The 13,343-nt window shown below is 65.2% G+C and carries 9 protein-coding genes; all 9 read left to right on the top strand.

The features are described 5' to 3' along the window. Window positions 1-85 precede the first annotated feature (85 nt). The 9 genes from EDE08_RS26815 to EDE08_RS26775 all read left to right on the top strand — a co-directional run bounded on the left by EDE08_RS26815 (window position 86) and on the right by EDE08_RS26775 (window position 13,292). A complete protein-coding gene (locus EDE08_RS26815; protein WP_165936203.1) occupies window positions 86-970 on the top strand; it encodes a dihydrodipicolinate synthase family protein in 885 nt (294 codons plus the stop codon). 211 nt (window positions 971-1,181) lie between these two features. Beyond that, complete coding sequence (locus EDE08_RS26810; protein WP_131871748.1) at window positions 1,182-3,512, top strand: TonB-dependent siderophore receptor; 2,331 nt, start codon at window positions 1,182-1,184, stop codon at window positions 3,510-3,512. Between the two features lie 2 nt (window positions 3,513-3,514). Next, window positions 3,515-4,705, top strand: coding sequence for a PepSY-associated TM helix domain-containing protein (locus EDE08_RS26805; RefSeq protein ID WP_131871747.1), 1,191 nt, complete (start codon window positions 3,515-3,517; stop codon window positions 4,703-4,705). Window positions 4,706-4,859: 154 nt separating this feature from the next. Continuing rightward, window positions 4,860-6,149 (top strand): DUF1963 domain-containing protein, encoded by a 1,290-nt coding sequence (locus tag EDE08_RS26800; RefSeq protein WP_131871746.1) that lies wholly within the window; start codon window positions 4,860-4,862, stop codon window positions 6,147-6,149. A 96-nt stretch (window positions 6,150-6,245) separates the two neighbouring features. Further along, window positions 6,246-7,478, top strand: coding sequence for a rhodanese-like domain-containing protein (locus EDE08_RS26795; protein WP_131871745.1), 1,233 nt, complete (start codon window positions 6,246-6,248; stop codon window positions 7,476-7,478). Window positions 7,479-7,610: 132 nt separating this feature from the next. Next, a complete protein-coding gene (serA, locus tag EDE08_RS26790; RefSeq protein ID WP_165936202.1) occupies window positions 7,611-8,855 on the top strand; it encodes a phosphoglycerate dehydrogenase in 1,245 nt (414 codons plus the stop codon). A gap of 205 nt (window positions 8,856-9,060) precedes the next feature. Continuing rightward, window positions 9,061-10,080, top strand: coding sequence for a patatin-like phospholipase family protein (locus EDE08_RS26785; protein WP_165936201.1), 1,020 nt, complete (start codon window positions 9,061-9,063; stop codon window positions 10,078-10,080). Window positions 10,081-10,083: 3 nt separating this feature from the next. Beyond that, on the top strand, window positions 10,084-11,538 hold the full coding sequence (locus tag EDE08_RS26780) for a GntP family permease (RefSeq protein ID WP_131871742.1): 1,455 nt from the start codon (window positions 10,084-10,086) through the stop codon (window positions 11,536-11,538). Window positions 11,539-11,630: 92 nt separating this feature from the next. Further along, window positions 11,631-13,292 carry a tannase/feruloyl esterase family alpha/beta hydrolase gene (locus EDE08_RS26775; RefSeq protein WP_165936200.1) on the top strand — a complete coding sequence of 554 codons (1,662 nt, stop codon included), beginning with the start codon at window positions 11,631-11,633 and terminating at the stop codon, window positions 13,290-13,292. Window positions 13,293-13,343: the final 51 nt, after the last annotated feature.

Raw genomic sequence — 13,343 nt, 5'->3', positions numbered from 1 at the left:
GTAAAGCAAAAACAGGATCCCGGTAAGCCCGGAAGATCGTTGGAGATCAGCGGCTTAGTTCGGGGCGGCAGCAACGGGTGGTGTGATGACGGAGGCAATTCGCGGGTTCTGGGTAGCGTCGGCGACGCCGCTGACGGCCGATGGCAACGTGGATCACGCCCGACTCGCCGCCCACGCCAAGCAACTCTTCGGCAAGGGCGTCGACGGCGTCGTCCTGTTCGGCACCACCGGCGAAGGCACCTCGTTCAATGCCAGCGAACGCGTCGCGACGATGGAAGCCGTGCTCAAGGCCGGCATCGCGCCGGAACGCATCGGAATCGGCGGCGGCTTCCCCGCCATCACCGACAGCATCGCGCTGACGCGCGCCGTGCTCGGCCTCGGCCTGCGCCACGTGCTGCTGCTGCCGCCCTATTTCGACCGCAGCGTCACGCCCGAAGGCATCGAGGATGCCTTCGCCGCGATCATCGATGGTGTCGCCGACGAACGGCTGCGCGCCTCGCTCTATCACATCCCGCAGGTGTCGGGCGTCGCGATCCCGACGACGGTCGCCGCGAACTTGCGGAAGCGCTACGGCAAGCAGGTCGCCGGCTTGAAAGACTCCAGCGGCGACTTCAAGCAGTTCCAGGCATTCCGCGCGGCCGCGCCCGAGCTCGCCATCACCGTCGGCAATGAGCCCGACATCGCCCGCGCGATCGCCGCGGGCGGCGCCGGCACCATTTGCGGCATGGCCAATATCGTGCCGGAGCTGGTCAAGGGCATGATTGACGGCAGGGATGTCGAGGCGCGCATGCAGGCAGCGGCAGATGCCGTGGTGAAGACGCCGTCCCTGGTCGCGACGTTGAAGGCCATCCTTGCGGCTCAGACGGGCGATACAGGCTGGCTGCGCGTGCGCCCCCCGCTCCGCGCGTTGTCCGACGGCACCGCGCTCAAGCGGAAGCTCGACGCGTTGATGGCGCCTGCCATCGCGTGAGCGCGCGCAAGATCGCGACGCGCCGCTGCGAATTCGCGTGCTGCGTGCCGCGCGCGGCGAGACGGCCATTAGAGATTGCCGTTCAGCGCGATCCTTTCTTAGAACCATTCAATACTAGAGCGATTCAAGTCCGCTTACGGTTCCGCTCGCGCTCCGCGCCTGTTAGACGCGCGAGCTTCAATGCTGCGTCTGACTTGGAAGTGAATCGAACGTGCGTGCTCATCCGGATGGCCGCGACAGCGGCCATCAAACTCGTGCCGGCAAGAGCCGTGCCGGTCTTCTCATCGGAGCGGCCGTGCTGCTCGCTGAATGTCCCTCGAACATGATGACCGCGCAGGCGCAATCGGCACTGCCGCCGGTGACGGTGGAAGCGCCGGCGCAGCGGCCGAAGCCGGCGCGGGCATCGGACCAGTCTTCACGCCGCACGCAAGCCGCTGCACGCCAGCGCAGTCGCACTGCCACGTCCGCTCCTGCGGTGCCGACGCTCTCGGAGCGCGCCGCTGCGGAGGCCGCCGCCCAGCAAGCCGCAAAGCTCGGATACCGCGCGATGCCGAGCGCGACCACGCTGCGCAACGGCGCCTCGCCGCTCGACACCTCGCAGGCCGTCAATGTGGTGCCCGAGCAGGTACTGAAGGATCAGCTGCCGCGCAATATCGATGATGCTCTCGCCAATGTCTCGGGCATCACCCAGACCAACACCCTCGCCGGCACCCAGGACGCCGTGATCCGGCGCGGCTTCGGCGACAACCGCGACGGCTCGATCATGCGCAATGGCATGCCGCTGGTGCAGGGCCGCAGCCTCAATCCCGCCGTGGAAAGCGTCGAGGTGCTGAAGGGGCCGGCCTCGCTGCTCTACGGCATCATGGACCCCGGCGGCATCGTCAACACCATCAGCAAGCGACCCGAGCTGTATCAGCACGGTTCGGTCACGCTGCTCGGCTCGACCTACGCGAACAATCGCAGCGGTGCCGACGGCCTGCTCGACGTCACCGGCCCGATCGGCGACCAGGGTCTTGCCTATCGCTTCATCGGATATGGCGTCAGTGAGGACTACTGGCGCAATTTCGGCCGGCACCGCGAGATGCTGGTTGCGCCGTCGCTGGCATGGTATGGAAAGGACACGACGGTCCAGCTCAACTACGAGCACCGCGAGTTCATTTATCCGTTCGACCGCGGCACGGCGTTCATCAACGGTGCGCCGCTGGCGATCCCGAAGACGCGCAGGCTCGACGAGCCCTACAACAACATGTGGGGGACGTCCGACCTGATCCAGGCCTCCGTCGAGCATCGCATCAACCAGGACTGGAAGCTCTTTGCCGGCTACAGCTACAACACCGAGACTTTCAGCGCGAACCAGCTCCGCATCACCGGCGTCAACGCGAAGACCGGCGTCGAGACGCGCAGCAATGACGGCACGCAGGGTTCGCTCAGCAACTCCAGCTATGGGACGTCCTACATCTCGGGCGGGTTCTGGCTCGGCGACATGCGCAACGAGGTACTGTTCGGCGGCGACGGCCAGTATCGCACCATCTACCGCGACAACCTGATCCGGCAGACGGCTCCATCCTTCAATGTCTACGACCCCGTGTACGGCCTGATCGGGCCGGGCACGACGGTTTCGAACAGCGACAGCGCCCAAACTGACAAGCTCGGCCAGTGGTCGCTGTTCTTCCAGGATACGCTGCACCTGACCGAGCGGTTCGCGCTGGTCGGCGGGGTGCGCTACATGGACTACGACCAGCTCGCCGGGCGCGGAAAGCCGTTCAGAGCGAACACCAACGTCTCGGCCGATGCCGTGCTCCCGCTCGGCGGAGTGATCTTCAAGCTCACCGACCAGCTTTCCCTCTATGCGAGCTACACCCAGTCGCTGAAGCCGAACTCGACCATCGCGCCGCTTAGCAATGGCGGCGGCGTCGTGCTCGGATCGAACATCGCGCCCGAGGAAGGCACGCAGTACGAAGCCGGTCTGAAGTTCGATCTCGACAAGCGCCTCTCGGGTACGCTCGCGGTTTACGATATCGAGAAGCAGAACGGGCTGGTCAGCCAGCTCAACACCGCAACCGGTCTCAACGTGTACACCGCGGCCGGCAAGGCGCGCTCGCGCGGCGTCGAACTCGACGTCACCGGCCGCCTATCCGACAACTGGAGCATGATCGGGAGCTATGGTTACACCGATGCGCGGGTGACCGAGGATCCGATATATGCCGGCAAGCAGTTGCAGAACGTGGCCATGAACACAGCCTCGCTCTATCTGGTCTACGATTTTGGCACGACGCTTCCCGGCCAGCTGAGGCTCGGCGGCGGCGCCCGCTATGTCGGCGACCGGCCCGGCGATGCGTTGAACACGTTCGTGCTGCCGTCCTATGTCGTCGCCGATGTCTTCGCGACGTATGAGACGAAGCACCTGACATTGCCGGTCATCTACCAGCTCAACGTCAAGAACCTGTTCGACACCGTCTACTACACCTCCGCCCAGAACAATCTGGGCGTCGCCATCGGCGATGCGCGACGGGTGTCGCTGTCGGCAACGGTGAAGTTCTAGCGATGACGGTGCGGATCGGGCATACGGTCAAGGCCGTCCTGTTCCAGGTCCATTCCATCGCGGGCCTCGCCCTCGCGCTGCTGGTGTCCCTGATCGCGCTGACCGGCGCGATCATGAGTTTTGAGGACGAGATCGTCGACCAACTCAACGCCGGGATCATGCAGGTCGCACCGCGTCAAATCCCGGCGCTGATGCCGGACGTGTTGGTCGCGCGGCTGAAGGCGGAGCAGGACGTCGGCAAAGTCTCGGCCGTCACGCTGTCGAGCGATCCTGCGGCAGCGGCCCATGTTCGCTTCGCGCGGGATGAAAGCGGCGGAAGGCCGGCCTCGCTCTTTGTCGATCCTTACGATGCGCGCGTGCTGGGTTCGCCGCGCGGCGAGGCGTTCTTCGCAACGGTGCGCAGGCTGCACCGTTGGCTGCTCATTCCCGGCGACGGCAAGGGTTGGGGACGCCCGATCACCGGCACGATCGCACTCGGCCTCATTGTCATGCTGGTCTCGGGCCTCGTGCTGCGCTGGCCGCGCCGGGGCGGCAGCGTGAAGATGTGGCTGAAGCCGAATCTCGGGCTCAGCGGCCGCGGACTGCATCGGTCGTTGCATGCCGTGATCGGCACCTGGGTCCTGCCGGTCTATCTGGCGATAACGCTCACCGGGCTGTATTTCTCCTTCGAATGGTACAAGGACGGCGTGACCCGGCTGCTCGCGCGTCCGCACGCCGCCGCCGCGAAGATGCAGCCTAAGATGTCCGCGAAGCCGACGCGTACGGCCAGCTCCCAGCCGGCGCCGCCGATCGGATTCGATCCGGCCTGGATGACGTTCCAGCGCGAGGAGGGCGACCGATTCTCCAAGGCGTTGCTGACTCTGCCGGCGCAGGGCACGACGATCCGCATCCGGTCGTGGGGAAAGGCGTCGTTGCTCGAGACCACGCGCGACGAATTCCGCATCGATGCCGTCACCGGGCAGGTGGTCTCCGCCGAGCGCTATGCCGACAAGACCTTCGGCGAGAAGATCATCGCGGCCATCTACGACATCCATCGCGGTGCGATCCTGGGATGGCCCGGCAAGCTCGCCTTCATGATTGCCGCCGTCTTGATGCCCTTGTTCTCGGTCACGGGAATCCTGCTCTATCTGTCGCGCCGCAAGCTGCGCCGCCCGGCGCAGCCGCCGCTCGGGCGGCTCGTTCCCGGCGAATGATAGTGATGCGCTAGCTGCCGCGCCACGCGCCGCCGATAGCTCATCCGCAGCCAGTGCAAACAACGCCTGCCGGACACAGCGGATCGGAGCGACTTGTCTGAACTCTCCACAAATGGTTCGATTGACGAAGTCCATGCGAAAGTCGGAGTGATCGATGGCGCGATCCGAGCAAGACGAAATCGAAGAGACGGCGCTGCCTGCGGTGCTGGTCAGACGCAGCGATCTGCCCGTGCCGCTCGCGCACCCTGCGCGGAGCTTTTTCGGCGGGCTCCCCAAGCTGCCCCCGAAATTTGATTGGCCGACGGCAGAGGTCATGGCCAATGAAAAGCCGGAAACGGTTGCGCTTACATTCGTAGCTCAAATTGACCTGGCTGAAGTGCCTGGGGCCGGCTGGTCGCCGCTTCCGACGCGTGGCACCCTTTATTTCTTCTGTAGTTCTGTGTTTGTTGGCGAAGGACATCCACCTTGTCGCGTACTGTATAGCCCGACGGACGGTGGCGTTTATCCCGACCGCGCGCCACCGCCAGATCTGATGCCGCTGGCAGGCACCGACGGTGATTCCCAGGTCAGATGGCTCGACCCCAACCTCGATCTTCATTCCAGGGTCGAGTTCAAGTATCCGGTCTCCTTCCGACCGTTCCGCGACTTCTACTTCCGGGAGGACGCCGTCGGAGGGGAGCTTATGGTCAAAGAATTGTGTAGGGCGCTGGGTCCGGGGGAGGCGCACGAGAATGATCTGCTTCAATTCCGAGCTGCGTCCGAATACGAGAAGGACGAGGATTGGCCCTTCAACTGGCTCCTCATCACCTATGTGGTCCGGTCGGTATTGTCGCACGTCCAGCGCGATCTGACGCGTGGATATTATGGCAAGCCGCTCACCGACGAAGCAACTGTCGAATTGAAGCGGCTACGCGCTGGTGCAATCGGGTGGCTCGAGCGCTGTCGGGCGCTTACCCCAATGGACGACGTTGATCCGGATACAAAGGCGAGCTTCAGATCCTGGTGGTTCAAGATTGTGCATGCCTACGAGAAGCTGGACGGGCAGGTGCCCACATATGCGGGTACAATCGCGCACGACCTCGGCAACGCCATCAACCATACGATCCGTTGCATGGCGACTCAGGACGTCGATATCTCCGACCACGCCCCGTCCAGCTACGTCGCGAATCTGGCGCGGCAGAATCACTGGAAGACGCCAACCGTGAACGATGGCAAGCACCGCCACTTCAGAACTGCGCTTCATCAGATGCTGGGATACGGCAGCGGCCCGCAAGATGCGACCGAGGTGCACCTGGAGGACGTGCTGTTGCTTCAGATTCAGGGTGATCTTGCTTTCTTCGATTGGCACTCCAACATTGGCGGTGTGCTTCATTTCTGGATCGGTCGGGATGCTCTTGATCAACGCGACTTCTCGCAGGTCGTCGCGACATTCGAGTGCGACTAGCCCGATCTCTGCGCCATTGTCCTGTTCTCCGATATCGCTGGCCAACACCGCCGCAATGCTTCAAAAGCTCCTGGCTCTGTCCTCAAGGTCCATGCCATGAAGCTTCCGACCGTCACCCCTGCCGACATCCGCCGCGCGCTGCTGTTGCGCGAAGAGATCGCGTTGCTCGATCTCAGATACGAGGCGGCCTTCGCGACCGGCCATCCGCTGTTCGCCGCCAACATGGCGGTGGACCGGATCGCTGTCGAGGCCGAGGTCAGGTTGCCTCGCAAGGGCGTTGCGATCGTGCTCTATGATGACGGCGAGGGGCTCGTTGCGTCCAGCGCCGAGCATCTGGCTGCACTCGGTTACACCAATGTCAGCGCACTCGACGGCGGCCTGACAGCCTGGCGCGATGCGGGCTTCGAGGTGTTCGAGGACGTCAACTCGTATTCCAAGGCATTCGGTGAGCTGGTCGAGTCGCGTCGCCATACGCCCTCGCTGAGCGCCGACGAGGTGGCAAGGCTCATCGCCGACAAGGCCAACATCGCCATCCTCGACGTCCGCCGTTTCGACGAATATGCGACCATGAACATCCCGGGCTCGGTCAGCGTGCCCGGCGCGGAGTTGGTGTTGCGGGCAGGGCAAGCCGCACCCGATCCCGAGACGACGATCATCGTCAACTGCGCCGGCCGCACCCGCTCGATCATCGGCACCCAGTCGCTGATCAATGCCGGCGTGCCCAACAAGGTGCGCGCACTGCGCAACGGCACCATCGGCTGGACTCTGGCGCGGCACAATCTCGACCACGGTGCTGACAGGCGCGGCGCGATCGGGCCGTTCGAGGGCGGCCCGGCCAAAGCGCGCGACGTCGCCTATCGCGCCGGTGTTCGCCATATCGGTGCGAACGAGATGTCGGCGCTGGCCGCGCAGACCAATCGCACGCTCTATCGTTTCGACGTGCGCGACGCCGAGGACTATGCGGCCGGCCATCTCCCCGGTTTCCGGCATTATCCCGGCGGCCAGCTCGTCCAGGAAACCGACATGGCCGCGCCCGTGCGCGGCGCGCGCATTCTCCTGACCGACGACAAGAACATCCGCGCCGACATGACGGCGTCCTGGCTGGCGCAGATGGGCTGGGAAGTCTATGTGCTCGAGGGCGGCTATGACGGTGCGCTCGACGTCGGACCGCCGCATGTCCTGCCGAAGCCGGATCCGGCACACCGCTACCGCCGGCCCTATGAAGGCACTGATGTGGCCGAAGCTGCGATGCAGGCCTATCTCGACTGGGAATACGGCCTCGTCGAGCAACTCCGCCGCGACGGCACGCATGGGTTTTGCGTGATTTGATGCCGACCACGGCGGTGCCGTCTCCGTCCCATGACAGGCTCCCGCCATCTTCTTCCCGTATGCAAGCCCTATTGTGCCGTGAGCGGTCCGCGGTCTATGAGCTGCGGCAAAGCTGTGACTTACGGAGATTCCATGCCAGCCCCAAGCCAAAGCCCTGAGCGAAGCGCCAAGGCGCTGCTGCTCGAAGGCGTCAATGACAGTGCCGTGGACCTGTTCAGGAGCGCGGGTTTCACCAACGTCGAGCGGCTGACCAAGGCGCTGGACGGTGAGGACCTGCGGCGGGCGATCAAGGGCGTATCGCTGCTCGGTATCCGCTCGCGGACCCAGATCACCGATGAGGTGCTCGCGGCATCGGACCAGCTTCTCGCCGTCGGCTGCTTCAGCGTCGGCACCAACCAGGTCGATCTCCTGGCTGCGCGCAAGCGTGGCATTCCCGTGTTCAATGCCCCGTTCTCCAATACGCGCAGCGTCGCCGAGCTCGTGATTGGCGAGATCGTGATGTTGCTGCGGCGGATCTTTCCGCGCTCGGTGTCGGCCCATCAGGGCGGTTGGGACAAGTCGGCGACCGGCAGCCGCGAGGTACGCGGCCGCACGCTGGGCATCGTCGGCTACGGCAATATCGGCTCGCAGCTTTCGACCCTGGCCGAAGCCATGGGCATGCGCGTGATCTATTTCGACCGCACCGACAAGCTCCGCCACGGCAACACCGAGCCGGTCGAGAGGCTCGAAGAGCTGCTGGCGCAGAGTGACGTCGTCAGTCTGCACGTGCCCGAGACGCCGGAAACGGCCGGCATGATCGGCGAGAAGGAGCTGCGGACGATGAAATCCGGCTCGTTCCTGATCAACAACAGCCGCGGCACCGTGGTTGACCTCGATGCGCTTGCTGCCGCATTGCGAGAGGGTCATCTCGCCGGCGCGGCCATTGACGTGTTTCCGGTCGAGCCCTCCTCCAACGCGGATCGCTTCAAGAGTCCGGTCCAGGGCCTGGAGAACGTCATCCTCACCCCGCATATCGGCGGCTCGACCGAAGAGGCGCAGGAGCGCATCGGCGGCGAGGTCGCGCGCAAGCTGGTCGACTATTTCATCACCGGCTCGACCATGGGCGCGGTGAACTTCCCGGAAGTGCAATTGCATCTTCGCCCCTCCGGCGCGCGCTTCAGCCACGTCCATCGCAACGTGCCGGGCATGCTGCGGCGGCTGAACGAGGTCTTCCTCCAGCGCGACATCAACATCGCCGCGCAATATCTGGAGACCGCCGGCGACCTCGGCTATGTCGTGCTCGACGCCGATCTCGGCGGCCAGGACTCCGGCGAGCTGCTCCAGCAGATCCGCGCCCTCGACGGCACCATCGGCGCGCGGCTGGTGTTCGAGCACTAAAGCGTTTTCGAGCGAAGTGGATATAAAGAAAACGCGTGAACCAGAATCTAGAACCATTTCCGTGCCGATCGCATCAGAACGGAAATAGCTCAAGATCATCCCACGTTCCGGTTGCAACTTGTCGCAACTGCTCCCACACTGTCGTCGAATTCGGCCCGGTCAGAAATCGCGTCGAATTTGAGCTTCAGTTGCGTGAGTGTCCGCCATGGAACGGGACGCCGTACTGATTGATCTCGCGCTTCAGGGCGGCGGTTCGCACGGCGCCTTCTCCTGGGGCGTGCTCGACCGTCTCCTGGAAGAGAAATGGCTGGATATCGCCGCAATCTCCGGAACCTCCGCAGGCGCGATGAATGCGGCGGTTCTGGCGGATGGCTGGACGGCCGGCGGCGCCGAGGGCGCGCGAGAGGCGCTCGACCGATACTGGCGCCGTGTCTCGAAGGCCGCGGCCTTCAGCCCGCTACAACGCTCTCCGCTCGACCGCCTGATGGGGCGCTGGACCCTCGATACGTCGCCCTTCTACATCCTCACCGATTTGATGTCGCGTGTGCTGTCGCCCTACGACCTCAATCCGACCGGTTACAATCCGCTGCGCGCGGTGCTGGCCGAGAGTATCGATTTCGAACGCCTCGCGCGCTCGCCGATCCAGCTGTTCATCACCGCGACTCGGGTGCGCACCGGGCGCGGCCGTATCTTCCGCAACGCGGAGATCACGGCGGATGTGCTGCTGGCATCGGCCTGCCTGCCGACCATGTTCCGCGCGATCGAGATCGACGGCGAGCCCTATTGGGACGGCGGCTTTGCCGGCAACCCGACGATCACGCCGCTGGTGCGCGAAAGCGACGCGCACGACACCATTCTCGTCCAGATCAATCCGACCGAGCGGCTGGAGGAACCGCGGACGGCTGCGGAAATCCTCAACCGGCTCAACGAAATCTCATTCAACTCGCCGTTGATGAAGGAGCTGCGCATGATCGCGCTGCTGCACCAGGCGGCCGATCCGGGCAGCGGGGAGGGCGCGCGCTGGGCGAAGATGCGCACACACCGGGTCAAGAGCGACATGCTGGCGAAGTTCGGGGCCTCCTCGAAGCTCAACGCGGAGTGGGAGTTCGTCTCGATGCTGCGCGCCGAGGGACGCACGGCCGCGGACGACTTCCTCGCCGAGCACGGCGCGGAGATCGGCCGTCGTTCGACCGCCGATCTCGATGTCCTGCTGTCGGAGTGCTGAGGCATGGGTCTCCTCGGCCTCTTCGTCGGGCTCGGCCTGCTCGTCCTGTTCGCCTTCCGCGGCTGGAGCGTCCTGCTGCTCGCGCCGTTCGCCGCACTCGTTGCCGCGTTGTTCGGCGGTGAGCCGCTGCTCGCGAACCTGACCCAGGTGTTCATGGTGAACGCGGCGGGATTTCTGGCGCAGTTCTTCCCGATATTTCTGCTTGGCGCCGTCTTCGGCAAGTTGATGGATGACAGCGGTGCGGTGACGTCGGTCGCCGGCTTCATGGCGGAGCGTCTCGGCGAACGGCGCGTGATCCTGGCGGTCGTGCTCGCCGGCGCGCTGGTCACCTATGGCGGTGTCAGCCTGTTCGTTGCGTTCTTCGTCATCGTTCCCATGGCACGCTCGCTGTTTCGTGCCGCTTCGATTCCGCGTCGTCTGATCCCGGCCGCGATCGTGCTGGGAACGTCGACCTTCACCATGTCGGCCCTGCCTGGCACGCCGTCGATCCAGAATGCGATCCCGATGCCGTTCTTCGGCACGACGCCGTTTGCCGCGCCGGGCCTCGGCATCGTCGCCTCGCTCATCATGCTCGGCACCGGATTGTGGTGGCTGCATCGCGCTGAAGCTGCGGCGCGACGCGCTGGAGAAGGCTATGGCGACGATGCCGAGGGTGCGATCGAGCAGGCCGCTGCCGACGAGCTCGTGCGCGAGCGCGCGACGACTGCCCGCGAGTTCGATCCGGCGGAGCTGCAGAACGGTTATCGCAGCGAGCGGCCATCGCCCGTGCTGAACGCCATGGCGCCGCTCGTCGTCGTCGTGACCGTCAATCTGGTGATGTCGCTGGTGGTGCTGCCGCGGCTCGATGTCAGCTATCTCGCCGAGCAACGCTTTGGTGATACGACGCTTGCAGCCGTTGCAGGCGTGTGGTCGGTCGCGGTGGCGCTGGCTGCCGCCATCGTCACGACCATCGCGCTGAACTGGGCGCGCCTGCCGGCGCTGCGCCGGACCATGGACGCCGGGGCCAATGCGTCGGTCCTGCCTGCGTTCAGCGTCGCCAGCCTCGTCGGCTTCGGCGCCGTCGTGGCCTCGTTGCCGGCGTTCACGATCGTGCGCGACTGGGTGCTGGCGATCGAAGGGGGACCGCTGGTCTCGCTCGCCGTCGCGACCAACGTCCTGGCCGCACTGACAGGGTCGGCATCGGGCGGCCTGACCATCGCCCTCGACGCCCTCGGTCCGACCTACGTCGAGCTTGCCGCGCGGACCGGCATCGACCTTGCGTTGATGCATCGCGTGGCGGTGATCGGTGCAGGTACCCTCGACATCCTGCCGCACAACGGCGCAGTGGTCAGCCTGCTCGCGATCTGCGGCCTGACACATCGTGACAGCTATTTCGACATCGTCATGGTGGGCATCGTGACCTCGCTCCTGGCGCTGGTGGCGGTGATCGCCCTGGGCACTGCGCTGGGCTCGTTCTGACGGAAAGCCGGCGTCAGCAATTGACGGACGGGCGAAGGTTGCATTGAATGCGGCCAACTTCCGAGTGCAACAGAACAAGCCGGGTGGAAACGATGAAGCGAAACAGAGCGAAGCTGTGTGCATGGCTCGTAGGCACAGCGGCCGCAATGAGCGCGAATGGTGCGTTGGCGATGACGCTGGCGGAGGATGCCGAGACGGTCTGCAAGGGGCTGGTCGGCGGCACCGATGCCGTGAAGATCGATGCCGCGAGCTTGCAGGCGCCATCGCAACTGGCCGTCGCCGAACGTGGGCCGACGCCGTCGGGGCGCATCACGCCCGCCAATCCTGCCTTCTGCAAGGTGCTCGGCCATATCGACCCCACCGATCCCAAGGCGCCGCCGATCAAATTCCAGGTCAACCTTCCCGTCGAATGGAACGGCCGCTCGCTGCAATATGGCGGCGGCGGTTTCAATGGCGTGCTGATCACGGGCCTTGCGCTGCCGCCGGCCTATCCCTTCGACAAGCCGTCACCGCTCGCGCGCGGCTTCGTCACCTACGGCACCGACTCCGGCCATGAATCCAGGCCGGGCGAGCCGCCGCAGGTTTTTGCGCTGAACGACGAGGCCTTCGAGAACTTCGCCCATCGCGCCTACAAGAAGGTGCGCGACGCGGCAGTGACCCTGATGCAGCGCGCCTACGGCAAGAAGCCGGACAAGATGTACTTCATGGGCTCGTCCGAAGGCGGCCGCGAAGGCCTGACCATGGCGCAGCGCTACCCCGATGATTTCGACGGGATCTTCGCGCGGGTGCCTGTCATCAACTGGGTCGGCCTGCAGCATGCCGGAACGCGCTCGGGCCTGGTGACCATGGGGGAGGGCTGGATCAATCCGGCGCAGGTGAAGCTGGTCGGCGATGCCGTGCGGGCGGCTTGCGACAAGGCCGACGGCTCCGACGATGCGCTGGTGCAGGATCCGGTCGCCTGCAAGGCGGCATTCAAGGTCGAGACGCTGCGCTGCGCGGCGGGCCAGAGCGGCGATCGGTGCCTCACCGATCCCCAGATCAAGGCGATCAACACGCTGCATGCGACCTACAAATTCCCGTTCGCGCTCGCCAATGGCCTCGACGATTATCCGGGCTGGGGCGTCTCGGGCGAGGACACGCCGGCGATCGGACCGACCGGCGGCTGGGTCGCGTGGTGGCTCGGCACCGCGCCGCCGGCGCAGCCGCCTGCGCCCAACAACGGCATCGCCTGGATCTACGGAGCCGGCGGCATTCAATATGTCTTCGCGCGCGATCCGAAGCTCGATGTCACCACCTACAACGTGGAGCACCACAAGGCGCGGCTGCTCGAGGTCTCGAAGCTGATGGATTCGACCGATCCCGACCTCAGCCGCTTCCGGATGCGCGGCGGCCGTCTGATCATGCTCGAGCACATGGCCGATTACGCCCAGAGCCCCTATGCCGGCATCCGCTATTTCGAGAGCGTCGAACGCAGGATGGGCAAGGCCGAGACGGCGGAATTCGCGCGGCTCTACACCGCGCCCGGTGTCGACCATGTCGGCTCCGGCGCGCCGGCCAATGTCGACATGCTGAGCGTGCTGGTCGACTGGGTCGAGAACGGCAAGGCGCCCGGCGATCTCGAAGTCAGCGAGCAGAAGGTCGAGGCGCCGTCGTTCGCGACGCTGCGCGCGCTGCCGCTGTGCCGCTGGCCGGCCTGGCCGCACTACAAGGCGGGTGCGGTGACGGAGGCGTCGAGCTTTGCCTGTGCGCCGTGAGGCACGGATGGTCGCCGCAGCGTCATGGCCGGGCTCGCCGCGGCCAGCGCG

The organism is Bradyrhizobium sp. R2.2-H, from assembly GCF_004346455.1.
Taxonomy (GTDB): Bacteria; Pseudomonadota; Alphaproteobacteria; order Rhizobiales; family Xanthobacteraceae; genus Bradyrhizobium; species Bradyrhizobium diversitatis.
Note: the sequence above shows the minus strand (reverse complement) of the source record. Positions and strands in the feature narration are given on the sequence as shown.

Bases quoted from the DNA above. Each gene is read 5' to 3' on its own strand.
- EDE08_RS26815 (WP_165936203.1), top strand. From the start codon at position 86: ATGACGGAGGCAATTCGCGGGTTCTGGGTAGCGTCGGCGACGCCGCTG.
- EDE08_RS26805 (WP_131871747.1), top strand. From the start codon at position 3,515: ATGACGGTGCGGATCGGGCATACGGTCAAGGCCGTCCTGTTCCAGGTC.
- EDE08_RS26800 (WP_131871746.1), top strand. From the start codon at position 4,860: ATGGCGCGATCCGAGCAAGACGAAATCGAAGAGACGGCGCTGCCTGCG.
- EDE08_RS26795 (WP_131871745.1), top strand. From the start codon at position 6,246: ATGAAGCTTCCGACCGTCACCCCTGCCGACATCCGCCGCGCGCTGCTG.
- serA (WP_165936202.1), top strand. From the start codon at position 7,611: ATGCCAGCCCCAAGCCAAAGCCCTGAGCGAAGCGCCAAGGCGCTGCTG.
- EDE08_RS26785 (WP_165936201.1), top strand. From the start codon at position 9,061: ATGGAACGGGACGCCGTACTGATTGATCTCGCGCTTCAGGGCGGCGGT.
- EDE08_RS26780 (WP_131871742.1), top strand. From the start codon at position 10,084: ATGGGTCTCCTCGGCCTCTTCGTCGGGCTCGGCCTGCTCGTCCTGTTC.
- EDE08_RS26775 (WP_165936200.1), top strand. From the start codon at position 11,631: ATGAAGCGAAACAGAGCGAAGCTGTGTGCATGGCTCGTAGGCACAGCG.